We start from the raw sequence: 25,655 nt of genomic DNA, 5'->3' as shown, positions 1-25,655 counted from the left end.
AAATCATAGTCTCTCTAAATCCGCATGAGACTCCAAGAAGAAAATTTTGTCCTTTAAAATCCATGATTTTCCTATTCGAAAATTATACGTCACAGTAGGAATAAGCTTATACTAAATAACACAAGATTGAAGTTTTATCTGTTAAGTAAACTAGGGGTTTGGGCTTCATTGAATTTTCATGAATTTGAATCCAATCCTTAGTCCTTGGGCTTCACCAGGGTCACGGGGCATTGCCCTACTCATCCTCCTCCGCCCCTTTAGCGGGGTAACCCCAACCCACACCCTTGGAATATCACGGATGTGGGGTAACCCGCACATCTTGAGGTAGATATTTAGAGACGCATTCAACTGCCTATCAAGAGTGAACCCACACCTCTCGCACCTAAAAGTCCCGCCAACCTTTCGGGAAACCCATCCACATCTGGGGCAGGACTTAGATGTGAGGTATGGGTTCGCCTCTTTCACGAAGGAACCGTAAAGGGGAGCCTTGTACCTCAACACATGGTGTATAGTCCTCCATACAGTCCTCGATATCTTCTTAGAGAGGGAGTCATTTGCGTCGTCAAACATTAATTGCTTATTTAACTTCTCAACAGCAAACATCGTAATGGGATACATCTCTAACAATTCGTTGACTAACTTGTGGATATAATCTAGTACGCGGTTCCTCTCACGGTGAGAGTACTTCTTTAGCAACTCCTTACCCTTCCTACCATGTTTTGAGGCAAAACGTTGTATTCTACTCCTCTTCAACTCCATCCCAAACTTCAAACTGTATAGCTCTTTCAGGGAAAATGTGATGAACTTATCACCATCATAGGCGTCTAATGTGTAAAGGTTACTATCAATTGCTAGAAAATCTAGGGGAGTAAACCAAGGCAACTTATAACGAAATGGCAAGTACACTTTATCCTCCTTAATTATAGGCTCACCTAACTCAAGTCCCTTAACTCTTCGTGAAAACCAAGTCTGAGACCACGAAAATGTAATATAATCGTAAGGTCTTACAGTAATCCTAACGCTCTCACCCTCAACTTTCCTAAGTGTTGACTTTACCCTAACGTAAACCTTCTTTAATCTAGGTTTTCTTAATGATGCTTGCCCCTTTTCAGCCCTCCTCTTCCAACCCCTCAATATTGAGTAAGCATCGTTTATAGCCTTGTCAACGTAGTGTGAAGCTAGAGTGTTGTTCTTCTCTAATTCGTCCCTCAACGTCTTGTATACTTCCTTCTTCTTTGGTAGGGTTATTTTGATCTTCATGAAAATTTTCTTACCCTTCTTCATTTCCTTCTTCTCAACCTTTGTCTTTTCCCACAACCAGTCTAATGCTTTCTGTAGTAGTACTCTATAGTTCTCTAGTAATATCTTGCTCTCCTCCTTCTTATCGTTCTTGATGGAGTATGTTAGGTAAATGTACTCCTCTTCTGGTTTAAGCCTTAAGTTCTTCGACACATTTCTTCACCTTTTCGTATTTGTTACTCGTCATTCTGTGTAATTTCCCGCTGAATGATACTAGGATTGGGATTAGATCCTCTATCAACTCTTGTTCTGGTGTTTTGTCCTCATTGTTTAACACTACAAGTTCGCAGTTGTGTGCTTTGCATACTTCTTCTAGTATCTCGAAACCAAATTTAACTAGTCTGTCTGGGTGAGCTATGAGTACTTTTGATACTTCGTTGTTTAGTATCATTCTCAACAACTTGAGGAATCCTTTTCTCTTCATGTTTAATCCAGACCCCATGTCTGTTATTACTTGGTCGTAGTCCTTGACTTGTTCCTCTAGGTACTTTACTTGGTTTATTAAGTGGTCTTTTTGTGTGTTTGATGATACTCTTGCGTATAATATTATTTTCCTCTTTCTAATAATCCCCATTAGTTTCTCTACGTCTTCTTCTCTGAACCTCCATTTTCCGGTCTGTAGTATTACTGGTTTGATGTAGCCCTTTTTCACGTAGTTCTGTAGGGTTCGGTAGGAAATCCCTAATCTCTAGCAGACCTCTTTCGGTTTAAGCACTACCATGAAATTATATACAAAATACTTAAACTTCACGGCTTATCGGAAACTGTTGTCAACGGCGTTTAAAAGTCTTCAACGGAGAAAATTTTACTAATTTTCACAAAAGATTAATTGTATGATTGTTTATAGTTTTCCCACACTATATGAGGAGATTGTGAAAGCTAGGATTAACCGTTTTACAGTAGTAACAGAGAGTGAGAAAATTTGTCACCTTCACGATCCTGGAAGACTTAAGGAGCTTATTTATCCTGGTAACAAAATATTAATAAGAAACGTTAACGGAAAAAGAAAAACCAATTGTCAAGTTACAGCAGCATGGAGCGGTAAAGAATGGGTTGTAACAGATTCCAGTATACATAACGAAATAGCTAGAAGGTTTTTACCCAGTGATGCCAAATCTGAAGTAACGGTAGGGAAAAGTAGGATTGACTTTGCATTTGATAATACATATGTTGAGGTTAAGGGCTGTACTCTTGCTAGAGATGGTATAGCTCTTTTCCCTGATGCTCCGACTAAGAGAGGAAAAAGACATCTAGATGAGTTGATAGAGCTTAGGAGAAATGGATATTCAGTTTTACTCATGATTCTCGTTTTTAGAACTGATGTTGTGTGCTTTTCTCCTAATTTTGATACAGACCGAGATTTTTCTAATACATTTATTAAAGCATTAAAAGAGGGCGTAAATGTTGAAGTTAAAGTGTTTCAATTAGATAAAGAAAATATAGTATATAAGGGAGAAATTCCTGTTTGTCACCAAATTCTTGAAAAATCAACTAATTTCTCCTTACCCTAAATAATTCACGAAAAATTAGATAAAGACCAATGCCTTATTGATTTTTACAGAATAAATATTACATTTCTTAACAGTTAGAAAGCAAACTTTTTAGCTATAGAAGGATAACCTTATAACATGTCCAAGTTCCTTTCATCTATTTCAGTCTTAATCCCATTCCTACTATCTGCTTATGTAATGTATACAATTTCTTTCGTAATAGTACCTTTAGCTCATTATCTATCTACAAGTGTTCCTAATGTAGTCTTAGCAATAACCTTATCATGGATTGGTGGAGGAATTGGTGGATTTGTTTTTGGAAGACTTTCAGATCTAATAGGAAGGAAAAAAGCTTTGATAATTTCCTTCTTTCTTTTCTCTATTCCCGCTATATTATTGTATTTTGTTAATAATTTATTAGAACTTTACATATTGTGGTTCATAATAGGTTTTGGAGTAAATGGTGAAAATGGTATTAGTTACGTTATAATAGCTGAGCTAAGATTAACGAATTTAAGAGGTTTTTTAGGTGGAATGATGCAAGGTTTTTACGCTTTAGGGGCTTTATTAGGGGCTATAACTACCACATTCATGGGTGATAGGTTTTTATTAATATTTTTAATAGCAGGGATTGTTTCTCTTTTATCATTTATATTCTATCCTTTTATTCCAGAAGAAAAAGTGAAGTACGAGAGTAGGAGTAGATTAACAGATATATTTTCACAAAAAATGATAGGGCTAACAGCAATAAGTTCAATAGCATCATTAACATCGTTTTTATATATTATCTCAGCATTTGAACTCCTCCCTACGATACTTCAGAATAATGAATTAGTAGCTATAGGTGATATAATTGCTGTCTTATCCTTCTCTCTTTCTGGTTACATCTCAGATATAAAAGGAAGAAAATTTTCTGCCATAATCTTTGGTATTTTAGCTGTAATTTCGTCAGCTCTTTTCTTACTTTCCAACATTTTAGCGTTAACAATATATTTCTCTTCAGCGTTTTTTGCATTCTTCGGAGTTTGGTTAAGTGAATTGTATCCACCACAAGTAAGAGGTACTGGGAGCAATTTTGCTTTACTGATAGGTAGAATAATAGGTGGAGGATTTGGTACTTTCATTGTAACGTTACTACCATTCCCCTTAAAGATCTCTTTAGGAATTGTGCTAATTATCGCATCAGTAATTAGTGTAATAAGCATGAATTTACTTAGGCCTATAACCAACTAAAAAAGCTTGAAAATTAGCGGAAATTTTTTATCAAATGAATACAAAAATCGAATGTAAAAGAAAAATTTTATATTATTAATTAACAGTTTCTCAGCCTTTAAGGACTGAATTTTGCTAGCTTTCTATGTAATTTCGGAATGAGAGTAGTCACTTAAATTAAGAATTAATATAACTTGAGCTCTACTAGTTACCTAAAAAAGTTCTTTCATTTTCATTATTGTTTTCGAACATAAGATTAGCATCATTAGTATTACAAAAAAAGGCTATTTAGGTTTTATATATAAGAACCTCAATTCAACCCTTGTCTATATTTAGATTCATTTTTTGGGTACAATTAATAATTATAAAATCATTTGCCATTTAAAGTTAATCATAAATTTTTATAACTCTCAGTAGGAGTTGATGAATAAGAATATAATACTAGGCTGGTTTGGTACGTTCTTACAATTATTCTTAAGGTTAAGTTGGGGAGTTATATCCGTTCCTATAGCAATTCTTCTTCATTTAAATACGGTAGAAATAGGTTTCGTAGCCACATCATTCTATGTAGGATATGTAATATCATCAATACCTTGGGGGTTAGTGATAGATAAAATAGGACCTAACAAGACAATAACGATTTCAGCACTAATTTTAGTACCTCTCAATTTATTATTATTCTTTTCTCTTAACTCTTACGTTCTTCTTGTTATAGTATATTTAATAGATGGAATAGTCGCTGCTGCTATATTTCCCTCCGCGATGAAGATTGTTGCTATTTCTCACTCTAGTGAGTCTAAATTTACCTTTTACATAGCATTAGTTGAAAGTGCGGCTCCTATAACTATCCTAGTATTAAGTCTTATCGCAACCATATTGCTACACTTATGGAAGTTTATCTATCTTCTAATGGCAATAGGGTTCCTATTACTTGGAATATTCAGTTCTAAGATTAATTCAAATGCTACATCTACTGAAATAAGGAGATCACTAAGAATCATATTTGATAAACGAATAGCTTTATTGACACTCATTAGACTAGGAGAGTTATGGGCTACATGGGGTACTACAACATGGATATTTCCTATGTTGGTACTCTATAGGGATATTTCGCCATCATTATCTGCATTATTCCTTTTACTATTTGGGCTAGGTCAACTAGTAGGGATAATAAACGTGGATAAGTTAGTTCAATTAGTAGGAATCGTAAAGGTTATATTGCTTACTCTAATAGGTTTTATTATAATATCATTAATGCTTACAATATCGAATGGTATTCTAATACTGTCAGAAGCATTTTTGCTGGGCATATTTTCTTTTCTATATAGACCACCAACTGATTCCCTCATTATGAAAATTGCCGGAAATAATAGTGCAGCGACTTCAATAGGTTACGCCAATGCAGTATCCCAAATAGGTACAATGATTGCTCCTACTGTAATAGGATTAGTACTATACTTAACTAAGAGCTTTACTTTTTCAATGATAACTCTAGATATAGGTTGTGTAATATCAATTATTTCCCTCCTAGTTCTTGAAAGTTGGTTATAAAATTTAACGATCTGAGAAACCTTTTAGTTTTAGTGTTCCATAGATATGCCTAGATCCAAATAAGGTCGAGAGAAACTAATATTGAAATATTCCTTTTTGATTTCTGGTAATTTCTATAATATTTCCTCATCCCATAATTGATTCTGTGAAGTCCATATAGATTTTGTTACTCCATTATGTACAACTACATTCCGCAAATACTTGAAAATTTGTTTACTTTAATCTCGTGGAAGCCCATAAATAAAAGGATAATTGCTCTCTTAAATTGATAATGCAATACTATCATCTTACTCAATAACGTTCTAGTAAACTGACCTCCTCCCTGCCCTAAAGGGCGAGGGTTCCCTTAGGGCGGTTCATAGGTTTGTGGTTTACCACCTTCATCCTCACAACTTCATAGCTAGTGGGTGCGTAAAGCACCCACCCCGCTCCGTTCATCCAGCGGTAGACCACGGGCTGGGTCTTCAGTCCGTTACCCCTATCCCTCACTGGGAGTTGCCCTCCACTCCCAGATCCTAGGGACTCGGGGATATGTAGGATATTTATCGCTCCATTCAGGTCTGCGTTTATCACTTTCCCTATGCGGGGACACTTAAATAGGCCGCGTTTAACACGCCCACTTTCGTGGGCTTCCCCGCATAGGGAGCACGTCTTAGAAGTATAAGATTCATCCACTTTAACAACCCTAATTCCTAGTTCTTCCCCAATCTCCTCAAAACGCTTAATAACATACCTGTAGTTCCAGAAGTTTACAGTGAGTTTATTACCGTGGTTCCTATTAATCTCTTTAGGATAACCTATAACAACCTCGCTTACCCGTTTGTCCTTCAACAGCTCCACTACTTTCCTAACCATACTGTTTAAAGCGTGTTTGAGGAACCTACTCCTATTCTCGTAGAGGAATTTCAGCTTCTTGCTCCTATTCTGCTTATGCCTCGCTAAGGTCTTCTGAACGATTCGTATCTTCTTGCTATAATACTCATACTGTGAAAGAACACTACCACCCTTGAAAAGGTACCAACTACCATCTTCTACGTAAACTGTTGCTAAATTGATGATTCCTAAATCAACAGAAGCCCTCAGGTTGCCCTCAACTTTCGTTTCACTTTCAACCTCCACTGGAATATGAGCATACCAACTCCTCTTAGCTTCGTTGTAAATTATTTCTAATCTACCTTGTTTCCCGTGCCACTTGAGTTTCCCCTTAAACCTCAGAGAGAGTTTGAAGTCCTTCAAATAGATGATCCTCTTGTTCTCATCCACCTCATAACGATCGTTCCTAATGATTAGGATTAGTTTATATTTTCCACTTTTATCTTTCCAATACCCTTGGAGGTCTTGGTTTAAACCACTTTGGTAATTTTCCCTCATTCTTCTCTTCGATTAGGGAGAAGAAGCTTCTCCAGTCCTCAGCGTTCTTTCTAGCAACTTGTTGAACGTTAACCTTTAACACGTGTTTGTACTTCTCGTACACCTCCTTTTCTGTCTTAGCAAAGTCTACTCTCTCCCCTTCCTTGAACTGTTGCATCCTTAACCAGTTCACTTCGTTCCAACACTTCGCTGTGGTAATAGCCAACTCCTTCAGTCTTTCGTGGGTTTGCTTGTCTACTATTAGTTTAACTATGTTAGTCCTCTTCATTCTCTTTCGCCCACTGTTCTTCAATGTACTTCTTTATCGTCTCGCTGGATACGTTACCTGCGGTAGATACGAAGTAGCTTCTAGTCCATAGCTTCCCGTTAGTAGCTTTCTTCAGCTCTGGGAACTTCTTGAGGATTAGCCTTGCCGATTTTCCTTTGAAGTAGTTTGCTAAATATGACGGTGCGTATCTCGGTGGGCAGTTAACGAAGAGGTGGATGTGGTCTGGCATTACTTCTAGGGCTAATACTTCACAGCCCAACTCTTCTGCTATGGTTCTTAGTACCTCTTTAGTGTATTCAGCTATTTCGCCTGTTAGCACTTTCCTACGGTATTTCGGTATCCATAAGAAGTGGTAGTTGCAGAGGTACTTTGCATGCCTAGTTGATTTGTATTCCACACTTTAAAGTATTCAAAATAATTTTAAAAACTTTACCCCGCCTTAAAAGGCGAGGCTTGCCTCACGTTTTGTCAAGGATACATACTTATAAGGGTCTTACCTAATGAATCCTTATCAATCGATATTATTGAAAGTTCTCTTTTTCCTAAAGCCAATGCTTTTTTTAAATTATTCTAGGAATTATTGTTAAGGAATTCTCAATTAAAAGTACTTAATAAAGAATTTCTCTTGCTGGTTTGACATGGATTAAAATCTTCTCTCCCTCACTTCTAATCATTTTTCTTTAATCTGAATATGAACGGTTTATAAGCAATTTCTTCTAGATATTTACTTAACAAACTCTTTTTAAGAAAAGAAATTTTCACTTTTTAATAGTTGAATTTAAAAACTCAAACTATATTTATATTTTATGAAAATAAATAATGCTTCTATTTCGGCAATATTTAATAGAAATTTTAACAAAAATGATATTGCCATACTAATAAACAAAGGGATTATAGAGCAAGAGTTAGTACCACTTATCCTTAATTTAATAACTACTAGAACAAGACTTCAAAATTTACTAAGGCTTTACACTTATGAAAACTCAACACTATACCTAATTAACTTGGATCAGGTATCGCTTCTTCAATTATCCTTTGGAAAGGAAGTTAAAGAAGAGGATTTAGTTTCTGGGTTTGAAAAAGTTAAAAATTTAGCTGAAGATGTATTTAGAGAAAACATTATGACTTATGAGTTAGCATTTTCTGGGATAGTGGAAAGACGAATAAAGGGATTGCCAATTTCAATACCATCTCTGAATAATCCAAAAATTATGGGATTTAGAATAATATCTGGATTGCAAGATTCCTTAAACGATATTAGATATAAAGACCTATTGGAAATTATATTAGAACCTGTAGTTAACAACTTAAACCAAACATTCGTAAATGTAACTTACAGAGATAAAAGTTTAAATCAAGATAAGATTAGTTCGACTTTTAAAAATGTTGAGAACGTTATAAATTATCTATGCGAATAAAAAGGTATAATATACTGCGAGGTAAAATACAATTTATGCATGAGTGGTCAATAGCTTATTCAGTAGTTAAGACTTTAATAGAAAACTTTAATAAAAAGATTTCTAAAGTCACGTTAGTAATTCCATTGTTTTCCTTTCTTGATATAAAAATTTTAAAGGAAGCTTTTAATGAATTAAAAAAAGAGAACCCAATAGTTGAGAATGCTGAATTAGAGGTTAAAATCCAGGAACCTACTTTCAGATGCAGAAATGGTAATAGAGAATTTAAATTTTCGGATATTCAACAACAAGTTGGAGAGGTTAAAAATTCGTATGGTGAAGAATATCCTTTACATTTAATGCCAGAATTGCTTCCAGCATTTGTTAAATGTCCTTATTGTGGATCTCATGATATTGAGGCAATAGGTCAAGAAATTTATATAGAAAAGGTTGAAGAATATGGAGCCGTTGAGAGAGTTAGCTAAAGATAAACTAAAAGATAAAAAAGTAATTGCTATTATGAGTGCTAAAGGTGGTGTTGGGAAGAGCGTAATATCAGCGTTAATATCCCTCTCCTTACCTTCAGATTTAACGTTAATTGATCTTGATATACATACAATGGCGATAGCAAAATTGTTTGGAGTAGAAAATGTTCCTTTAGAAGTGAGTAAGGAAGGAATAGAGCCTGTGAAAATAAGAAATGTTAATTTGATTTCTCTTGCAGGAATAGTAAGAGATAGATATGTTATTTTACCTGGGAGAAACCAAACTAATGTTATGAAGGAGTTAATAGCTTATTCTAGCATAAAAGGAGAATATGTTGTTTTTGACCTACCTCCCGGTCTTGGCGATGAAATATTAGTACTTGAAGAGCTAAGCGATTTTAAACCAATAGTGGTCACTACACCTTCAAAAGTATCATTAAAAGTTGTAAAATACTTGTTAGATTATTTAAACGAGAGGAAAAAGAAGGCACTAGTAGTAGTTAACATGTCATATTTTAATTGTAATGATCAAAGAGTTAATCCATTTGGAAATTATAATGGAGATGTAAATTTACCGATAGATCCTAATCTAGAGGACTACATAGGAAAAATCCAGGAATATGAGGGAGAAGTAAAGAAGGTTATTGAGAAAGAATTAATACCTCAATTTATGTAGATTTTTATTCTTTTTTATACAAAAGTTTGAAATCAGCATCAAAAAGCACACTATTCTTATATTTCCAAGATCTACTAGTTTCTCAATAAGTTAGAGACAATAGAAACTAAATAAGTTTCCTCTGAAAAATTACGTTAGGGACAGCTTGTCTAGTATCTCCTTAGGTATTTCAACAGATTTCCAGATCTTTGGATTAATTGCAACCTGTATTAAATATCCTTCAGTAGTTAGATCACCTTTATTCAATATTTTCAAATCAAATCTTATAACCTTCTTTGAAAGTAACTTAACGCTGAGTAACACTGTTAATCTATCCCCTAGTTTTACAGGCTTATGGTAAACAGCATGAGATTCAACCATCACAAACCAAAGTTCTTCATTAACGTTAGGATAAGGTATTCCTACTTTCTCGTTAAAGAATTTTTCAATAGTGTTTGTAAAGAAGCGATAATATGCAGCATAATGTGCTATACCTTGTGCATCTGTATCATAAATCCTTACCACATCCTCAAATACGTATTCCAGATTTTGCATAAATATATTTTTTCGCTCTCTGTAAAATGATTTTGGTTATATAAAGAGAAAGAGTTAATATAGGCTTATCTAAATTTTCTTCTTTATTAAATATTTTATTTCTCCTTTCCTCAACAAGTTAATGTCTCCTAAAGTTCTTATAACTTTACCATTATTAAAAGATATTCTAACTATTGTATCACCATCAGATAAAACTAACTCTGTTTCTGAATTTACGCTCTCGACTGACGCTAGATCTATTACATCTTTAAACTAGGGCTTTCTACAAGTGGGTGTTTACTTGTTATGTGTACACTAGGCTAGGGTTATACATAGTGGGTGATAGGGATGAGAATACTTTTCGTGAGGTTAAAATGTACTTGCCAGATGATGGGTGAGTGATGATTACAACTTTTGGTTAAAGGATCACACGGTAGTCTCGCTTGTTAATCCTAACGAGGGGCTTCATTCCTCACTAAGGGATAGACTTGTCAAGAGGGCTACGAAGGCAGTAAATAGGAGCATAAGCATGATAAAGTACTCCATAGCACTAGTCTTATGGGAGAGAAGACTAGTCCCAGAATTTATACCCTAGTGAAGACAGAGTGTGGACAACAATATTTTTAATTTGATATAAATTATATAAAGTGTAAATTTAGTTTCAATTTATTGTCGGATCTCTTTTCTGATAATAAAGGACGTTACAATTTTAATCTCTATTTGAATTTTTATTGTATAATTAAAGTGTTTAAAAGGAAGAGGGATTTAAGGTAATTTTGAATAAATTACAAATGAATGAAATTGTTGTCCACACTCTGAAGACACTATCTTATTTTTATTACCTATCATCGAACTATTTTCATTTTAAAGGTTATTTTTCCTGACATATTTTTAACATGATATAAATGTTTTTCTAAAAAGTTTATTATTACTTTTTATACTTTCTGCGATTTAAAAGGCAATGTTTTCTTCTCGCTTGATGAAGATTTTTAAGGATATTGTTGCTCTCATCAGTTGTAAACTTAAGCATTTTAAGCGAAGTATATAACACATTTAAGTCATAACTAATCATAAGTAATATTTATCATTACAAAAATTATGTCTTGTGAAATCTAAAACTGTTTTTACATTACAATATAATTTATACTTTTTAAAATGAAGGATAGTATAATGTTTATAATGTTTATATTTAAAATTATAATTATCAAGTGGAGAAAGAAATTTAAGCAAGCAATGAAATATGTGAAAATATGGAGAAAATGGAAATACCAAAAGAGCTCAAGCCTTTAACGTTTATTTATGATTTAAATGAAAGAGAATTAGAAATTTTTCTATATTTAGCCAAGACTAAAGAACAACTTAATGCAGATGAATTATCAGAAAAATTAAATATAAGTAGATCTTGTATTATGGGTTATATTAAAAAACTGGAAAATAAGGGATTAATATTAAAGAAAAGAGATGTAAGAATAGTTAGAAGAGGAAAACCACAGTACGTATATTATGTTGATAATACTAAGGTTAGAGAGAAAATTACAAATGATATAATAGAATTAGCAGTAGAGGTAAGAAAATCCTTCATAAATTATCTCAATGACCTAACAGCGACAGCTTGGCCTATTAAAAAAAGCAATGAAAATGGCACTTTGCCTAAAAGTACTAGAAGTAATATAGAAATAGAACAAAGTAGTGAAGCATAATTTAGGTTTTTTGTACGATAGTCAAAATATATCCAATAATATTCAAAACTTATTCCTACAAACCCAGAAATTAAAACTAAATAACTTGGTAAGCCTATTTGCGGAAAAGCCAATGATAAAATTATTAGTGGAGAAGCAATAATGATCAGAAATGATGATATGTATCCCACCTTATGTCCTGCACTTAACCTTGAGAAACCTTGTCTAAAACTTAATCCAGCTAATACTGTAATTAACATCGCTACAACTAATAAAATGTTATAATACTCAGAGATTCCGAAGAATATTGAAAATATAAAAAGGTATAAAGCTCCTCTGCCTATATAACTAAGACCTATGTTATATACTCCCTTTTTTCTCGACATTCTTTAATCCCTCCCAAAATTCGTATTCGTAATACTGAATCATCTTTGCAATTTCTAAGTATCTTCCTTTATATCTATTTATAATTTCTTCAGCCATTCCCTCATCAACCTTAACATTAGCAAATAGTTCCAAAAAACGTACATCATACTTATCTTTAAATTTTTCAACTAACCTTTTACAGTTATAAGACCATACTGGCAAGTTAACAACTAAACCTAAAACTTGTTCGCCAGGATTAGCATAATTAGCTAACCATGCCAAATAATGAGTATAAGAGACAACTGATGGGATAGGTTCCCTTTTCTTTTCAGCGATCTCTCTAAGGATCTTTAAACCTTCATAGTCACCATGAAGTGCACTAACAAAGAAATCAATTTCATCTTGTTCCTTCGCTCTAGAAATCATTATTGCTAATGACCTTAAATCGTGGTTAACTATATACCATTGTTGATCATAAAATAACTTTAAAGTTTCAATAGAATTGAAAAGTTCATGAGATAAAATACGTGAATTTAACTCAGATATTTCTTTTCTTATTTCGCTTAACATAATTAACTATCTTCAAACGGTTTAATAAATTTCGATTAACCATTTTTACCTCTATGCTAATATATGGATGTGAAAATACTAATAGTTACATTTTGGAGTGATATCAATTTTTCAAATGAAAAATTTTTTGTGTTTGATGAAAAAGGCGAAAGAACTTCAGTTGAACAAGAAGGACTAAATGAAACATTGGCTGAAGCAGAATTCCTAAAAGACAATAATGACGTTAAAATAGTAGCCTTTCTGCCAACAACACTTTCACGTATTTTATCAGATCCTCCACCCGATTATAATCAACTAATCCAACGACTTGAAGCAGAGGTAAAAAATATAGTAAAAGTAGATTATGTTCATATTTTACCCTCAGAAGGAACAATAGGAAATCACGTTCATCATGAAGGATTAGGAAATTTCCATTTTTTATTTTACCTTAAGCTCTATGAAGATTTACTTAAGGAAAGCCCAGATGTTGTTTTATTAGATTTAAGTAGAACTTTCTCATATTATCAGAATTATGCAATATCGGCAACACAGTTAGCTTTGGATGATTATGTTATTACTACTAATAGAAAAAACACTATACTAATTCAATATGCTAGAATAGATAATACATTGGTACCTCTATTTGTTAAAGATTTCAAGAAAGTAAGGATATACGATTACTTAACTACTAACATCAAACTTTCAAAAGAAAAAGGATTTAGTACACAAGGGAAATCCGAAATCTATGGTTTAGGAAAATCATTAGAACTAGGCTTCCCTCTAATTTTAATTTATTTACTTAAGAATGCAAATAAATTAGTTCCTCCAGATGAATTTGAGAAGATGATTATAAACTCTATGAAAGTAAATAAAGGAGAAAAATATGAGATTGTAACTAATTTTGAAGCTCATGAAACAGCACCATATTACTTCATAGGATATCATTTCGTTAATTCTTATAAGAAAATAGCTGAAGAAAGCGAGATAAGTCTTGAGTCTTTAGAAAAACTACTTGAACTATTTGAAGAACCGCAAAGAAAACTTATCATAAGAGAAATAGAAATTTTAAAGGATTTTAGCAGGTTAATGAAAGATGAAGAAGAACACTTATTAGATTATTTAATAAGAATAGGAAATGCTCGAGTTATAGATTGGATGAAAGGAGAAGTTTCTGAAGATGAGAAAGAAGAGTGTGACGTTAATGAGGATGAAATGTATTCACACGCAGGCTTAGGGAGAAAATTCACCAAAATCATGGTAAAAGAAGGGAAAATAGTTGTTAAGTATGCTGAAAGCTGTATTGATGAAATTTTAAGTTGGGTGAAAAATATAGGGAAAGAGTAATGAAGCAGTTTAAATATTTTTAATCAAAACCTATTTCGTGCCAAGTTCAGCTTATGAGATTAAGAAAAAGGTAGAAAAGATCGGTAAACAAATTAGCGTTATTAAGGGAAAAATCACTGGAGTAGTAGATATTTCTGGAAATCCAGATCACCCATTATTTGAGGCTGAAACAGCAGTATTAAGTGTTGATGAAAAGATTTTTCACAAGATAGAGGAAAAAAGAGAGAACGTTAGTATCGCTTCTATAGATTCGTCCTCTAGGTATTTAAGAGATCCTTCAGTAAATATGGTATTTGTTGGTCTAGGAGTATACAGCAATATTAAAGGAATTAAAGTAGGCCCATTTGATATTGACATTAATTTTATGGCAATAGGGACTTTTGAAGAGTTATTAAAGGAATTTAATCCAGAAAGTGGTGTAAGAGTAAAAAATTACGTTAATAAATACTTTACTGAGGATTATAGGATAGATGATATAGCTGATGAATTAAGATTAGAAGCTGAGAATGTTGGACTGAAAGAGAATAGAAATACCCACGACCTAGTAATAGTTGATGGACCATTATTCCCCACGCCATTAGAGTTAAGTGAATTAGAATTACAATCTGAAGGAAGAAAAAGGCATCAAGAAGCTTACTTACAATTAACAAAAGATAGAATCTCTATACTTAGAAATAATGTTGTAGGTGTCGTAAAAAGACTTGAGACTTCACAAAAACTTTACAAAGTAGATAAAGTAAAACAACTTTTAGGAATACGCTATCCAATAAATGATGCTGAAATATTAAACCAGATAAGGATTAAAACGGAGTTTAAACGAGGATTATTAGGCCCATTTAAAATAGAGTTCAAATCAAAATATTTCGATGCACCAACCCGTTATGCTTACTATTTAATTTTGACAAACCCTATAGGGATGAGTAGTTATTTCAGAATTGAATCTTTATCCTTAGATTCACTGGAAGAATTAACACCGTATATTGTAAATAGAATTAGTGAGAGATTAATTCCTACTTATATAGAGATTGCTGACAATTTAAGCAAAAGAGTTTCAGCTTCACTCTTCATTACAGCTTACCAGATTTTAAGTAGAATAATCAGTGTAATTCATGATGACAAACTAACGTATTATAATGAGGTTAGATCTCTTTCAGAGTCTTTATTACAACATCAGAGAACTTTATTGACCTAACTACACCTAAACCAGCTGGTGCAGTTAATAGAATATCAGCGTAGTCTTCAAAGCCTAATTTTTCTAAAACATTTTCCTCATTTCTCATTACAATTTTTGTATTAGATAATTGGAGTACTAATGGATTTAAATCGTCTGGCATATGAGTTGCTAAAATAACAGATATTTTTCTAACCCTTCCTAACCTCATTAACCTATTTAATAGTCCCTCTATAATAGATTTTGACTCTTCATCTTTAGTTTGTGGGAAGTATTCATGAGCTTCATCTAAAGCTAGAATTGTTAGTGAATTGTCTCTCTCCTTCTTTTTGTATAATTCATCCTTATATGAGTAAAAGTCCGAAAGAATAGAATAAGCAACCATTGCTATTGCTTCCACTGATGCTGTGTAATCTAAAATCCAACTTAAGTCAACAACAGCTTTCTTTTTCAGTCTTTGAAAGTCCAAATCGAAAGTACCATTAACATTAAAGATCCCAAATTCGCTTACACTCCTCAAAGCCCTTATTATAGCATCCTGAGTTTGAAAAGCTAAATCTAGAGGTGATAAGTTTTTATCTAATTGTCTCAAAGACGTTATTGCATTTTTATCTTCACCCATAATATGTCTAAATAACCTACTTGTGTAAATTGTAATATAATCGTCATTATAACTATAGTATGTTGAACTTTTCCCCTTCTTTTGGAATTGTAGTTTCACATCATCATTAAGTAATGAGGATGGAGTAAGAAGCTTGAAAATCTCTGATTTAACTTTCTCCTTCGGTAAAGAGAGGTCGTGAGATATATTTTCTGCAATCTTATCAATTCCTTTCTTAAAATTATTCATAATTACCGGCCAAAATACCCTAGCCATTGGTGACATATAAGGCGTCAATTTATGCATATAGTCAATAACTTTAGTAAAATTAATCGAATAAGGTATTAAATGAACTATTGACTTCTCACATTCTAAAAGAATCTCATTATCTCTAATATCTCCAGAAACTGGTGTAGCACAACCGTATCTTTCAGCAAATTGAGTTCCTAGCTCTAGACTAGCCCTACTTGAAGGAACATCATTAACCATCATTATGACACTGGGCATAATAACAGAGAACTCCTCACCCCTAGATATTAAATGCCTTACAAAATCCCCTTGTCTATCAAAAAATACAGCATTCACATTCTGAGATAATATAGTCTTTAACAGAGTAGTCTTTCCAGAACCTGTGGTACCTATAACCAAGATATGATGAACTAAGCTTTCTTCATCTAGATTCACATAGGCATCTATTTCTTTACCACCCGAGAAGATCTTGCCAATTTTAATACCTTCATGTGGAATCCCCAATGCATCTTGTAATAAACTTTCCTTTGGTCTAAAAACTGGCGATTGCGGATCAATTGGTGTGACTGCAGGTCTTTTTACGTTGTTTTCAATTTCAGAAATTGGTTTAAGCTCAAGAAAAGTTTGAGTCATTATAGTTGTAGGATCCCTTGGAAATGATGATTCTCTAATGTTAAATTCGGCAAGCATATCTGCCCTTTCAATAGATACAACCTCTCCAATAACTACTACTGGCGAGATAATAGTCCTTATTGCTAAATATTCTCCCTTTTTAACATTACTGTTCATATAATCTAGAAATGCTAGGTCGATTCCTATATAACTTTTCTCACCTAATCTTATAGTCTCAAATCTAGTAACTCTACCTAGAATTTTACCATCAATACTATTTTGTAAAGCAAAAGAATCAGCTTCTTCTAATTTCCTTGACAACTCTTGAACTAATAAATCCTCATCCATAAGAGTATAATGGAAATAAAGAATATTTAAGTTATTCACGGTAAGAACGCAATATCATTTTCAAATGAATTTGAACTAACGATACTATTGCTACTGAAAAAATAAAAACTACTAATTTCCTAGTATCTGCATGTATTCGATAACTATCATCATGAAAAAATAAATATAACTTCAATTACTATTCTCATATGAATGGACAAACTGAACTAGAAGGAATTAAGTCAATAAGAAGTGGTGTACTATTCGAAATAATAACCGCCTTGCTTGTTGGAATAGGAATCATAATACTTTTAACATCAGGAGTTTTGACTGCTGGCCTCTCTGGTTCTGCTGTAGGAGCTTTCAGTAGTATTGTTGGTACCCTCATTGGGTTAATTGTGCTAATCATTATTGGAGTTGTAATTGGAATTGTAGGACTACTAAGAATTAGAAGCGGTTTTAATATACTAAAGGCTACAAGACGGGATGTGGGCATTGGTGGAACTGGTGTTACATTACTACTTGTTGGATATATATTAATGGTAATTGGTGCTCTACTAGCTATTGTTTTCATTGGTATACCCATTCTTTTTATTGGCGTTATATTAGCAGTAATAGGTCAAATATTGCTTGGTATAGGATTTTATAGAATTGGAGAAATTTACAATGTCGGTTTAGTTAAGGTTGGAGGAATCTTAGTAATTCTATCTATACTCACAGACCTTTTAGGTTTTATTGGATACATACTAATTTATGTTGGACTTGGAAGAGTAGTAAGTAATCTACCTATGGCTACACCAGCGCAAATGCAAACTTATTATCCTCCATTAACCCCTATGCCACAGCCTAGTACACAAGCTGTTCAAGTTTCTCAGGTTGGTCAGGGAGTTTTAAGGGGTGATGGTTATGCACAATTTACATTATATACAACAGCACAAGTAACAATAGTTTCGGCCTCTATTGAAGGAACTAATCTACAGGCAACATACATTAACCCAATCATTTTACAACCAGGGAATAACAACATTATGGCTTACTTCGGAAACATAAGCAATTTAACGCCCGGAACAACATATATAATTAACTTAACTATTAATGCTCAAGGAAATATGATGAATATAAAAGTATCTGTAGTCTACCAACCATAAGCTATTATTTTTTATTACAGCATATATCTCTTAATAATGAGATTTTAATAAGGCAAAATATTTTATATTATTTTAAACGTAACGTAAGAATGCAAGGCCTTAGACCCCAAATTCATTTTACAAAAATAATTTCAAAGGATAGTTATCCATTATCTTGAAAATTTTGCAGTTAGAGGAAAAAGTTAAGGTAGATGGAGTAGTATTACTTAGGAAAAAAGGATTGATAATTCTGGATTCCATCTACCCAAAAATACTTGTGCAAATCAAGAAAAACACTTTCTCTCATGAGGGGGAGAAAGGCTAAAGAAGTCAAGAGAACACTTGTAACAGCAGCACTTAGTAGGGAATCAGTAGAAAATAAGGTAAAGGAGTTTGGAATATCACCATAAAAAGTGAGGAATTACGTAGAAGAACAAACACATAAACCATATACTAAATACGTTCAAAAAATCTCAAGCAAGGAATTAGGTGAAAGAAAAAGTGTAAGAATATCAATAGAATATAATTGAAAAAACCCATAGAAGGATTGAACAGCTCAGAATATGGTTACGCTTTGTAACGGCAACAACGAGAGTAAATGGGAAAATACTAATACTAGCATTCACATATATAGAATGAGTAGACTAGAGATAGTAGGAAAAATTGATAAAACAAATTCCGGCATTAGATCTAAAGATAGTACTAGATGCTGGGTTTTACTCGGTAGATGTAATCAACTACTTGTCAAGGTTTAACTACATCATTGGAGTACCCGTGGAATTCATCGCAATTTTGACGGAGACTACACGGTAAAATCAAGGGGTAAAAAGGTAACATTCAGCTAATAGTACATCGTGATAGGGAAAAGAAATACTTGGCAAAGGGAACAAACTTAGACGTGAATAAGTGGTATAATAAGGTTAGGACACCAATAGAGACATCATACAAGATAATTAAATCATTCTTAATCTTTACCTCATCAAGAAATTGGTTATTCCGATTATTCGTCCTAGCAATACTAATCTACACACTATACTTACTCCTCAAGGGGACAACGAGTAAAGAAGACTTCCGCTTACTATTAATTATCTTGCTATTACAAGAAAATTATCACTTTACAAGAATATTTAGTTAAACTATTTTATCCAATTTTTAACTCTATTGAATTATTTTCGAGATGATGAAATTGGGGTCTAAGATAAGATTTAATAAATTTTATTGTGATCTTCATTTAGTTTTTTATGAGGGTCACTAATGATTTTTTGTATAATATCGAAGGCTTATTTTATACAATTTTTACTAACATCCGCATTATTACCGAAAATCTTAAAGAGTAACTTTTTTTAAAAAAACAACTATTATTAAGGAACAAAAATGGTTGAAATAATAGATCATACAAAGGTAATAGAGGAAAATCTCGATAAACTCCCTAAGCCACCAGGTGAAGTACAAATCTTGGAGAAAAGGCATGGAAGCCTAGATGAGATAACAGTAGGATATATAAAAACGCCATATGGTGAAGGATATGAAATAGATATCGATGTAGGCAATGGAGTACACTATGTAGTTGTGCCACATTTATCAAAAAATGGCTTAATTATAAACGTAGAAAAATTTGCCAATGTACTTAATAAAGGGGACTACTTAGAATTGGATATGAAAGCAATAATGATAACTAATGGGGCTAAATCCATTATTAAAGTGTTAGATGGCAGATATAGAATTCCTAGATTAAAAATGACTGTCGAAGAACTAGCAGACAAAATGAAAAAGGAAGGGTTAAGCTTTATAAAAATAGAAAGAATAGGGTGATATTATGCCTGAGACGAGTGAATTAGTCCTGGAGTTCTGCACAGAAGTTCAATGTAATGGACAACCTTGTAAGATAATTACTGACTCTATGACGTGCGGTGAGAAATGCCTTGCTGAAGCAGCTGCAGCAGATGCATGTGAAATATTCTGCTAGGGAATAAATTGTGTCTTTTTTCCCTATCTTATTTTACACAATTTTGCCTACAATATTTCTCATAGCTGTAATTATCATTGTATATTTGGGAAAAATTCAGCCTAATTTAAAAATAGGTATACCTATATTAGCAGCTGGTGTAGCACTTATAGTAGTTGGAATACTAATTGCAAATCCACCCCTCTCTATTATAGGTTTTTTAATTTTCGTAATTTCCTTAATTTTTATGCCAAGGAGGCACAGGTGGTAATAGATGTTGGGCCTTTATGACGTCAGTTCGGGCTACGGTAAAAAGTTAGTCCTACAAGACATTTCGTTTGAAATTAAGGAAAGTGGAGTTTATATTGTTTTAGGTAGGAACGGTGCGGGTAAGACAACTTTACTAAGGACTATTGCGGGAATTCTTAAGCCCGTAAAAGGAAAAATTGTAAAGGAAGGGTCGATAGCTTACCTCTCTCATTCCTTAGCATTACCTAACGAGATGACGGTAAAGGAGGCGTTAGAATTCTTTTCTAGCATTTTAGGTGGAGATATGAATAACGTGATCGAGAAATTTGACCTAAAGGGCTTACTGGACAAGAGGATTGCTGATTTATCTCAAGGACAGAAGAAGAGAGTTTCAATTGCAAAGATCTTCTTAAAGGATTACGATATTTACCTCTTTGACGAACCTACCGAGAATCTAGACCCTATTACCGCGTCAAGGATAAGGGAGGAGATAGTTTCACTGTCTAAGTCAAAAATCGTAATTTACACTTCTCACAACCTCTACGAAGCTAGGGACATTGGAAAGTACGTCTTAGTGATAGATGGAGGGAGGCTTAAGTTCTTTAAGCCGATAAGCGAGATTAGGCTCAAAGAGTATAAGATAGGGATAAGGGCTTCGCAAGACCTCTCTAAAATACTGAACGGGGAGTACCAAGGCGAGTACTTTGTTATCACAGTTGACGACCCTTCAAAAGTTAACCAAATAATACAAGAGTTGTTAAGTAAGAATATACAAATTTATGAGATTAAAGAAATGAAGAACCCTCTGGAGGATCTGTTAAAATGATTTACACGGCTTTCATAAAAAGGATGGTTAACAGAAGTAGGGCAATAACCATATACTTTTTAGTATTATCAATAACTGCTCTGTTTCTCGACTTGTACGATATATTCAAAATAAAGATAGTGACTCCTATAATACTCTCGAGTTTTTTAATATCCCCTTCGTTATTCGGTATAATGTTTTCTTCTTTAGCAGTAGGGCTATTCACAGACGACAGACAAAACGGACTCCTTGAGTTCCTAGTGGCGGAGGGGTTTAAACCAGAAAAGATTTTCTATATCTATACGGTGTCTTACTTATTGGTATCAGTGCCAATAGATATTTTAATATCTTACATTTTAGGGGTTTTCATACACAATCTGGCGTATTTCGTCATATTACTGACTAACAGTATAGGAATATCCTGGATTGTTGTACCAGTTTCAATGTATTTTGCCTACCTACAGAGAGTTACTGGCAGTTCTAGGTCACCCTTAGGAACGTATATTGGTGTAGGGTTATTATTTATACTCATATACTCGTCGACAATAGTAACTTCAGAAACAAAGTTGGAGGAGATATTATTATACTCCGGAATAGTATTCCTTGTAGCAGCAATACTATTAACCATCTTAATAGGAAAGAATTTTAGTTCAGAAAAATTGATATCTTAAGCTAAGTTATTTGGATCCAGTAATTTCTAAATGCATATAATTACTAAAATATTATCCAAACTAATGATAACGAAGAAACTACATTCTAGTATAAGCTGAATCTCTCGTGAGAGCATCCAATGCATAATTAATATGAATAACTAAATAAAGTAAAAAGTTATAAAACGCTTTTGTTTAGAATTAAATTCATTTAATTACGAAGGGTCTTTGACGGCTCTTTTGCGAATTCATTTTATTTTCTCATTTTGAAATCAAAAAATTCATTGTACATTGGCAATTGGAGGGACCAAGGAGTTTATACCACGGACTTAATGGAGATAATGACATATAATCAATTATTTCTTCATACAATTATTCTAACTCTATGAGAATATTACAATTCGCAAAAGAAACTTGACCCACCCAACGCCCCGACTACGACTTAAAATACTTTAAGGCTAGATTCAAGAATTGTAAGCTTCCTTTTGCCCCAAATGAAAATTTTATTACCGTCTACGTATAATAGACAATTGTGTCTACAGTTATTAGTGTGAGAATTAAAAAAGAAATATAAAGAGGAATTAGAAAAGCATGGGATTGATATTGACCAAGAGGTTTAGGAAATTCTTAGAGGAATTATACTTAAAAGTTAAGGCTAAGGAATACGTTAACTCATGGGTTGAGTTGCTTAAAGATGTAAAACCCAGTGAAGAAGGGTTCTCTGAGAGGTCGGTGAGGGAAGATCGTGAAAGTCATTGATTCGTCAACACTAGTAAAGTTTTTCTCCAAAGAGAAAGGGTGAAAAAGTTACTGAAATAATTTCTGAAGGTGTAGCAACGCTGGATTTAGCAATTAAGGAAATCGCTAGTGCCCTATGGAAGAAAGTAATAGGGGAAGAAATGGATGAGAGCGTAGCAATAAGAATTTTATCTGATTTGCTTAAAAATGAAGCAATAATTTCGGTAAACCAAGACGAATATCTAGTTGAAGCATTTAAAATCGCTACTAAATATAAAATATACTGTTTACGATGCCTTATTTATAGCCTAAGCTAAATCCATGAAGACGGAGTTAATAACTTCGGACAAGAAACAGTATGATGCATCTCTGAAAGAAGGGATAAAATCACGGTTTATTTAAAGAGTTAACAAAGAATGTAACTCTTAATCATTGGTGTTAACGCTTTCTGTGTTTCGATAACAGTTCCTTGGTTTGAGTAAGCTCAATAGGATTTAGTATATAATGAAATATTTTAATCTAAACAAACTTTAAGTTATCTCCTCCCACACGTCAATAAACTTCTTATACAAATTCTCATACTCCTCAACCGTAACAACGTGGATCTCGAAGTGATCCCACGCGTTTACAGCCTAATGCATGATCACGAAAATTCCACTATTATCCTATTCATCCTCAATATCAGGGAATATAATTAAAATGTTTACGTTATTACCGTTTCTGTAATTCCCTCTAGCGAAAGAGTTTCCTATGAATGCTAATGAAGGAATAAAGTCTTTTCTCGCTAAATTGAAAATTTTTATTGATTTATAAATTATTATAATTTTTATAGTAAGAAAATATACTTTAACTACTATCTCCATGTTATGTAACTTTAGATCTATCGTCTACCTTTTAAACTACAATTAAGTACAATTTAATTAATTATTATTTAAAATTAATAACTTAAATTGAAGAAATGATTGCAGTAAAAAGTTTTTAATCGCTCAATTTGATATATATTCTAATGAGCAAAAAAGATATACCAATTAAATTACCTATAATTGATGAACACTCATCAGTGTTGCCTATAAAGTTAACACAATATGAGACTGAAATAATGCTGAGATGTAAAATTTGCAATCAGCTAGTTCCAGCATCGAGTGCATTAGAACATCAATTATTTCATAAAAGTAAAGGAGAAGATGCTTGTTTTACAGTTGAAGCACCATCAGTAAAAGGAGAAAGAAAAAATAGTAGTCCCACTGAGATTATGTAAAGTTAGTTTAAAAAGGAAAAAATTTTTCTTTCTTTTTATTCTGGTGGTATTTCAGTGAAAGTGTACTTTATATCAATACCTTCTTTCCTTAATCTATACCATCTCATAACGTAATAAATTACAATACCAGCAATGAATGGAGAAGCTATTATCGTCCAGGTTTCTGGATTCATAACTATTCCTAAATACACAGTAGAATTTCCGAACCAAATATAACCATATAAACTCATGACAACAAGATCTATTACAGATATTACTAGCATTAGCCCTCTATTCCCTAACTCCATCCCATTACCTCTTATATTAGCTACTATAGAAGCAATAATCACTATAATAAATCCGAAAAGTAATGCCATAGCATCAGCTGTATCCATACCGTAGAAGAATACCGCACTTAATGGTGTTACAGTTATTGCTACTAAACTACCTATAGTTATTACCTCATCAATTAGATGAGCAACAACTGGAGAGTGAAATCTTTCGCTAACATAAGAAACTATAGTTGGCATTGCTTTATCAAACGCTATAGCCATAAAATACCTTGAAACAAATAATGCTACAGCGAACATTATTGCTAAGTACCAGAAGTAAGAACCTATTACTAGAAATAGATCTAATGGTAAACTCTTAAATGCTACAACCGTATCAAATATCGGATTTAATAATGCTGAGTAAGAAGAAGATGTAGAGGATAACACTCCAGCACCTATAAAGAACGCTGGTTGTAAAGAGCTAACAGAGGAAGCAATAAAGTAAGTTATTAACAGACCGGATACTACTAAAGCTCCAAAAACTCCTATCTTAAAGGATCTACTACCTCCCCTTACCTCACCTGCTACAGAAGTCGCACCATTTACAAATGGCAAGAAAGACGCCGTAAATACCATTAAACCTAATGTTGCAAGAATTGGGTTTGTAAATAGCGGTACAGCTTTAGATGCAGAAGATACTATAGAGGAGTAATCAAAACCAGCGGAATTTATTGCGGAAGGGGCTACAAAATGCATTAAAGCTCCAGCTAAAACAAAAGTTATCAGTGCAATTATAGTAACCCCTCCCATTATATGATTCGTATATTTAGGTAAGAATATGTTTATAGCAATTACAGTGCTAAATGTTAACGCACCAACTAGTAATATTACATAAGGATTAGATAAAGTAGAAGCAATAGATGCGTAAGGATTACCAAAATTAACTGCCAGTGCAGAAAATCCAGTTTGCAACTGACCAACATCATCATAAACTATAGCGGCATCAAAAATCATTTGAGATATTCCAAACACTAAACCTACACCTACACCTATGGCTGGTGGTAAAACTCTACTGGCGAAAACATAGTCAGCTGCAGATCTTTGATATTTTTCAGAAATTTTAGTCCATAGATAAGAATGTGGTAGTAATACGATCCAGCTCAATAATGCCCCTAAAACTATTAAACCATTAGGAGATACAGAAAGACCAGTTAAATAAGATATTGGTAAGACATAAAAAGCTATAAAACCCATACTGATAAACATAGCCGTTAACCAATTTATTTCTCTTACTAAACCAGAGGATTCTCTTGCAAAAAGTAAACTTTTTACTTCTTTTTTATCACTTTTTTTATCTACGGCCATAGGTAAATAGAGGTTTAAATCTCTTATAAATATAAATTGATTTTTCACGAAAAGTTTTAATTTATAAAAACCAATTTTTAAACATTTTTCATTTTTATCTTAAATCT

Annotated in this window: 30 protein-coding genes and 2 pseudogenes; 23 read left to right on the top strand and 9 right to left on the bottom strand. The window is 33.1% G+C overall.

Annotated elements, in window-relative coordinates; genetic code table 11:
- Nucleotides 1–165 precede the first annotated feature (165 nt).
- Both STK_RS05860 and STK_RS05855 read right to left on the bottom strand, forming a co-directional pair.
- A complete protein-coding gene (locus STK_RS05860; protein ID WP_010979067.1) occupies nt 166–1,452 on the bottom strand; it encodes an RNA-guided endonuclease InsQ/TnpB family protein in 1,287 nt (428 codons plus the stop codon).
- Complete coding sequence (locus STK_RS05855; protein ID WP_084742643.1) at nt 1,430–1,978, bottom strand: IS607-like element ISSto11 family transposase; 549 nt, start codon at nt 1,976–1,978, stop codon at nt 1,430–1,432. The genes STK_RS05860 and STK_RS05855 overlap by 23 nt, the downstream gene beginning before the upstream one ends.
- A 154-nt stretch (nt 1,979–2,132) precedes the next feature.
- On the opposite strand from STK_RS05855, the gene sfsA reads away from it, so the two are divergent.
- From sfsA to STK_RS05840, 3 genes are all read left to right on the top strand, one after another.
- The gene (sfsA, locus tag STK_RS05850; RefSeq protein WP_010979065.1) at nt 2,133–2,810 is read left to right on the top strand and encodes a DNA/RNA nuclease SfsA; all 678 of its coding nucleotides are present in this window, start codon (nt 2,133–2,135) and stop codon (nt 2,808–2,810) included.
- Nucleotides 2,811–2,927: 117 nt separating this feature from the next.
- Nucleotides 2,928–4,022 (top strand): MFS transporter, encoded by a 1,095-nt coding sequence (locus STK_RS05845; RefSeq protein ID WP_010979064.1) that lies wholly within the window; start codon nt 2,928–2,930, stop codon nt 4,020–4,022.
- Between the two features lie 402 nt (nt 4,023–4,424).
- Nucleotides 4,425–5,552 carry an MFS transporter gene (locus STK_RS05840; RefSeq protein WP_010979063.1) on the top strand — a complete coding sequence of 376 codons (1,128 nt, stop codon included), beginning with the start codon at nt 4,425–4,427 and terminating at the stop codon, nt 5,550–5,552.
- 327 nt (nt 5,553–5,879) lie between these two features.
- Here the strand turns inward: STK_RS05840 and STK_RS05835 are convergent.
- Nucleotides 5,880–7,191, bottom strand: a pseudogene (locus STK_RS05835) (RNA-guided endonuclease InsQ/TnpB family protein).
- Nucleotides 7,178–7,588 carry an IS200/IS605 family transposase gene (tnpA, locus tag STK_RS05830; RefSeq protein ID WP_010979060.1) on the bottom strand — a complete coding sequence of 137 codons (411 nt, stop codon included), beginning with the start codon at nt 7,586–7,588 and terminating at the stop codon, nt 7,178–7,180. Before tnpA ends, STK_RS05835 begins: the two are co-directional and overlap by 14 nt.
- Nucleotides 7,589–7,997: 409 nt before the next feature.
- Between tnpA and STK_RS05825 the strand changes: the two genes are divergently transcribed.
- From STK_RS05825 to STK_RS05815, 3 genes are read left to right on the top strand one after another with little or no spacing between them, the layout of a single operon-like run.
- Nucleotides 7,998–8,609 carry a hypothetical protein gene (locus tag STK_RS05825; RefSeq protein WP_010979059.1) on the top strand — a complete coding sequence of 204 codons (612 nt, stop codon included), beginning with the start codon at nt 7,998–8,000 and terminating at the stop codon, nt 8,607–8,609.
- Nucleotides 8,610–8,644: 35 nt separating this feature from the next.
- Complete coding sequence (locus STK_RS05820; protein WP_052846935.1) at nt 8,645–9,073, top strand: hydrogenase maturation nickel metallochaperone HypA; 429 nt, start codon at nt 8,645–8,647, stop codon at nt 9,071–9,073.
- Nucleotides 9,048–9,749, top strand: coding sequence for a P-loop NTPase (locus STK_RS05815; protein ID WP_010979057.1), 702 nt, complete (start codon nt 9,048–9,050; stop codon nt 9,747–9,749). The genes STK_RS05820 and STK_RS05815 overlap by 26 nt, the downstream gene beginning before the upstream one ends.
- A gap of 129 nt (nt 9,750–9,878) precedes the next feature.
- On the opposite strand, the gene STK_RS05810 is transcribed toward STK_RS05815, so the two are convergent.
- Nucleotides 9,879–10,283, bottom strand: a complete 405-nt coding sequence (locus STK_RS05810) for an acyl-CoA thioesterase (RefSeq protein WP_010979056.1) — start codon at nt 10,281–10,283, stop codon at nt 9,879–9,881.
- Between the two features lie 121 nt (nt 10,284–10,404).
- On the opposite strand from STK_RS05810, the gene STK_RS15860 reads away from it, so the two are divergent.
- The 4 genes and pseudogenes from STK_RS15860 (at nt 10,405) to STK_RS15855 (ending at nt 12,226) form a co-directional block, all read left to right on the top strand.
- The gene (locus STK_RS15860) at nt 10,405–10,539 is read left to right on the top strand and encodes a hypothetical protein (protein WP_269770906.1); all 135 of its coding nucleotides are present in this window, start codon (nt 10,405–10,407) and stop codon (nt 10,537–10,539) included.
- Nucleotides 10,535–10,857: pseudogene (locus STK_RS14810) on the top strand (IS1 family transposase); the annotation flags it as partial. The gene STK_RS15860 and the pseudogene STK_RS14810, both read left to right, overlap by 5 nt.
- 655 nt (nt 10,858–11,512) lie before the next feature.
- Nucleotides 11,513–11,962, top strand: a complete 450-nt coding sequence (locus STK_RS05800) for a helix-turn-helix domain-containing protein (protein ID WP_010979054.1) — start codon at nt 11,513–11,515, stop codon at nt 11,960–11,962.
- A 141-nt stretch (nt 11,963–12,103) separates the two neighbouring features.
- Nucleotides 12,104–12,226 (top strand): hypothetical protein, encoded by a 123-nt coding sequence (locus tag STK_RS15855; protein WP_269770905.1) that lies wholly within the window; start codon nt 12,104–12,106, stop codon nt 12,224–12,226.
- A gap of 75 nt (nt 12,227–12,301) precedes the next feature.
- Here the strand turns inward: STK_RS15855 and STK_RS05795 are convergent, their stop codons facing one another.
- Nucleotides 12,302–12,877 (bottom strand): TenA family transcriptional regulator, encoded by a 576-nt coding sequence (locus STK_RS05795; RefSeq protein ID WP_010979052.1) that lies wholly within the window; start codon nt 12,875–12,877, stop codon nt 12,302–12,304.
- 69 nt (nt 12,878–12,946) lie between these two features.
- Between STK_RS05795 and STK_RS05790 the strand changes: the two genes are divergently transcribed.
- On the top strand, nt 12,947–14,200 hold the full coding sequence (locus tag STK_RS05790) for a TM1812 family CRISPR-associated protein (RefSeq protein ID WP_069168189.1): 1,254 nt from the start codon (nt 12,947–12,949) through the stop codon (nt 14,198–14,200).
- 37 nt (nt 14,201–14,237) lie between these two features.
- Nucleotides 14,238–15,392 (top strand): DNA double-strand break repair nuclease NurA, encoded by a 1,155-nt coding sequence (locus STK_RS05785; RefSeq protein ID WP_010979050.1) that lies wholly within the window; start codon nt 14,238–14,240, stop codon nt 15,390–15,392.
- Here STK_RS05785 and STK_RS05780 read toward each other — a convergent pair.
- The gene (locus STK_RS05780; protein WP_052846467.1) at nt 15,340–17,181 is read right to left on the bottom strand and encodes an ATP-binding protein; all 1,842 of its coding nucleotides are present in this window, start codon (nt 17,179–17,181) and stop codon (nt 15,340–15,342) included. The two genes, STK_RS05785 and STK_RS05780, sit on opposite strands and share 53 nt — an antisense overlap.
- Nucleotides 17,182–17,369: 188 nt before the next feature.
- Between STK_RS05780 and STK_RS05775 the strand changes: the two genes are divergently transcribed.
- From STK_RS05775 to STK_RS15625, 10 genes are all read left to right on the top strand, one after another.
- A complete protein-coding gene (locus tag STK_RS05775; RefSeq protein ID WP_010979047.1) occupies nt 17,370–18,308 on the top strand; it encodes a DUF973 family protein in 939 nt (312 codons plus the stop codon).
- Nucleotides 18,309–18,592: 284 nt separating this feature from the next.
- On the top strand, nt 18,593–18,697 hold the full coding sequence (locus STK_RS15990) for a DUF4322 domain-containing protein (protein WP_420825184.1): 105 nt from the start codon (nt 18,593–18,595) through the stop codon (nt 18,695–18,697).
- A 253-nt stretch (nt 18,698–18,950) separates the two neighbouring features.
- Nucleotides 18,951–19,100 (top strand): hypothetical protein, encoded by a 150-nt coding sequence (locus tag STK_RS15985; protein WP_420825183.1) that lies wholly within the window; start codon nt 18,951–18,953, stop codon nt 19,098–19,100.
- A 561-nt stretch (nt 19,101–19,661) separates the two neighbouring features.
- Nucleotides 19,662–20,099, top strand: a complete 438-nt coding sequence (locus tag STK_RS05765) for a hypothetical protein (RefSeq protein WP_010979044.1) — start codon at nt 19,662–19,664, stop codon at nt 20,097–20,099.
- A gap of 4 nt (nt 20,100–20,103) precedes the next feature.
- Entirely contained in the window at nt 20,104–20,253 is a 150-nt protein-coding gene (locus tag STK_RS15200; protein ID WP_198429758.1) for a hypothetical protein, read from the top strand.
- 10 nt (nt 20,254–20,263) lie between these two features.
- Nucleotides 20,264–20,503 carry a hypothetical protein gene (locus tag STK_RS05760; protein WP_198429757.1) on the top strand — a complete coding sequence of 80 codons (240 nt, stop codon included), beginning with the start codon at nt 20,264–20,266 and terminating at the stop codon, nt 20,501–20,503.
- A gap of 3 nt (nt 20,504–20,506) precedes the next feature.
- Nucleotides 20,507–21,307 (top strand): ATP-binding cassette domain-containing protein, encoded by an 801-nt coding sequence (locus STK_RS05755; RefSeq protein ID WP_010979043.1) that lies wholly within the window; start codon nt 20,507–20,509, stop codon nt 21,305–21,307.
- Entirely contained in the window at nt 21,304–21,957 is a 654-nt protein-coding gene (locus STK_RS05750) for a hypothetical protein (protein WP_010979042.1), read from the top strand. Before STK_RS05755 ends, STK_RS05750 begins: the two co-directional genes overlap by 4 nt.
- Before the next feature lie 570 nt (nt 21,958–22,527).
- On the top strand, nt 22,528–22,695 hold the full coding sequence (locus STK_RS05745) for a hypothetical protein (RefSeq protein WP_010979041.1): 168 nt from the start codon (nt 22,528–22,530) through the stop codon (nt 22,693–22,695).
- Between the two features lie 140 nt (nt 22,696–22,835).
- Nucleotides 22,836–22,991, top strand: a complete 156-nt coding sequence (locus STK_RS15625) for a hypothetical protein (RefSeq protein ID WP_010979040.1) — start codon at nt 22,836–22,838, stop codon at nt 22,989–22,991.
- 348 nt (nt 22,992–23,339) lie between these two features.
- Here STK_RS15625 and STK_RS05740 read toward each other — a convergent pair whose 3' ends face one another.
- A complete protein-coding gene (locus tag STK_RS05740) occupies nt 23,340–23,537 on the bottom strand; it encodes a hypothetical protein (protein ID WP_052846465.1) in 198 nt (65 codons plus the stop codon).
- Nucleotides 23,538–23,680: 143 nt separating this feature from the next.
- Between STK_RS05740 and STK_RS05735 the strand changes: the two genes are divergently transcribed.
- On the top strand, nt 23,681–23,932 hold the full coding sequence (locus STK_RS05735; RefSeq protein ID WP_052846464.1) for a hypothetical protein: 252 nt from the start codon (nt 23,681–23,683) through the stop codon (nt 23,930–23,932).
- Between the two features lie 35 nt (nt 23,933–23,967).
- Here the strand turns inward: STK_RS05735 and STK_RS05730 are convergent, their stop codons facing one another.
- Entirely contained in the window at nt 23,968–25,548 is a 1,581-nt protein-coding gene (locus STK_RS05730) for an APC family permease (RefSeq protein ID WP_198429756.1), read from the bottom strand.
- Nucleotides 25,549–25,655 lie beyond the last annotated feature (107 nt).

Source organism: Sulfurisphaera tokodaii str. 7 (assembly GCF_000011205.1).
Classification (GTDB): Archaea; Thermoproteota; Thermoprotei_A; order Sulfolobales; family Sulfolobaceae; genus Sulfurisphaera; species Sulfurisphaera tokodaii.
The sequence above is the reverse complement of the archived record's forward strand: the minus strand, read 5'-3'. Positions and strand labels throughout refer to the sequence as shown.

What these genes read in the sequence shown, in the direction of transcription:
- sfsA (WP_010979065.1), top strand. Translation starts at nt 2,133, where the DNA reads ATGATTGTTTATAGTTTTCCCACACTATATGAGGAGATTGTGAAAGCT.
- STK_RS05845 (WP_010979064.1), top strand. Translation starts at nt 2,928, where the DNA reads ATGTCCAAGTTCCTTTCATCTATTTCAGTCTTAATCCCATTCCTACTA.
- STK_RS05840 (WP_010979063.1), top strand. Translation starts at nt 4,425, where the DNA reads ATGAATAAGAATATAATACTAGGCTGGTTTGGTACGTTCTTACAATTA.
- STK_RS05825 (WP_010979059.1), top strand. Translation starts at nt 7,998, where the DNA reads ATGAAAATAAATAATGCTTCTATTTCGGCAATATTTAATAGAAATTTT.
- STK_RS05820 (WP_052846935.1), top strand. Translation starts at nt 8,645, where the DNA reads ATGCATGAGTGGTCAATAGCTTATTCAGTAGTTAAGACTTTAATAGAA.
- STK_RS05815 (WP_010979057.1), top strand. Translation starts at nt 9,048, where the DNA reads ATGGAGCCGTTGAGAGAGTTAGCTAAAGATAAACTAAAAGATAAAAAA.
- STK_RS05810 (WP_010979056.1), bottom strand. Translation starts at nt 10,283, where the DNA reads ATGCAAAATCTGGAATACGTATTTGAGGATGTGGTAAGGATTTATGAT.
- STK_RS15860 (WP_269770906.1), top strand. Translation starts at nt 10,405, where the DNA reads ATGTCTCCTAAAGTTCTTATAACTTTACCATTATTAAAAGATATTCTA.
- STK_RS05800 (WP_010979054.1), top strand. Translation starts at nt 11,513, where the DNA reads ATGGAGAAAATGGAAATACCAAAAGAGCTCAAGCCTTTAACGTTTATT.
- STK_RS15855 (WP_269770905.1), top strand. Translation starts at nt 12,104, where the DNA reads ATGATCAGAAATGATGATATGTATCCCACCTTATGTCCTGCACTTAAC.
- STK_RS05795 (WP_010979052.1), bottom strand. Translation starts at nt 12,877, where the DNA reads ATGTTAAGCGAAATAAGAAAAGAAATATCTGAGTTAAATTCACGTATT.
- STK_RS05780 (WP_052846467.1), bottom strand. Translation starts at nt 17,181, where the DNA reads ATGGATGAGGATTTATTAGTTCAAGAGTTGTCAAGGAAATTAGAAGAA.
- STK_RS05775 (WP_010979047.1), top strand. Translation starts at nt 17,370, where the DNA reads ATGAATGGACAAACTGAACTAGAAGGAATTAAGTCAATAAGAAGTGGT.
- STK_RS15990 (WP_420825184.1), top strand. Translation starts at nt 18,593, where the DNA reads ATGAGGGGGAGAAAGGCTAAAGAAGTCAAGAGAACACTTGTAACAGCA.
- STK_RS05765 (WP_010979044.1), top strand. Translation starts at nt 19,662, where the DNA reads ATGGTTGAAATAATAGATCATACAAAGGTAATAGAGGAAAATCTCGAT.
- STK_RS15200 (WP_198429758.1), top strand. Translation starts at nt 20,104, where the DNA reads ATGCCTGAGACGAGTGAATTAGTCCTGGAGTTCTGCACAGAAGTTCAA.
- STK_RS05755 (WP_010979043.1), top strand. Translation starts at nt 20,507, where the DNA reads ATGTTGGGCCTTTATGACGTCAGTTCGGGCTACGGTAAAAAGTTAGTC.
- STK_RS05750 (WP_010979042.1), top strand. Translation starts at nt 21,304, where the DNA reads ATGATTTACACGGCTTTCATAAAAAGGATGGTTAACAGAAGTAGGGCA.
- STK_RS05745 (WP_010979041.1), top strand. Translation starts at nt 22,528, where the DNA reads ATGGGATTGATATTGACCAAGAGGTTTAGGAAATTCTTAGAGGAATTA.
- STK_RS15625 (WP_010979040.1), top strand. Translation starts at nt 22,836, where the DNA reads ATGGATGAGAGCGTAGCAATAAGAATTTTATCTGATTTGCTTAAAAAT.
- STK_RS05740 (WP_052846465.1), bottom strand. Translation starts at nt 23,537, where the DNA reads ATGGAGATAGTAGTTAAAGTATATTTTCTTACTATAAAAATTATAATA.
- STK_RS05735 (WP_052846464.1), top strand. Translation starts at nt 23,681, where the DNA reads ATGAGCAAAAAAGATATACCAATTAAATTACCTATAATTGATGAACAC.
- STK_RS05730 (WP_198429756.1), bottom strand. Translation starts at nt 25,548, where the DNA reads ATGGCCGTAGATAAAAAAAGTGATAAAAAAGAAGTAAAAAGTTTACTT.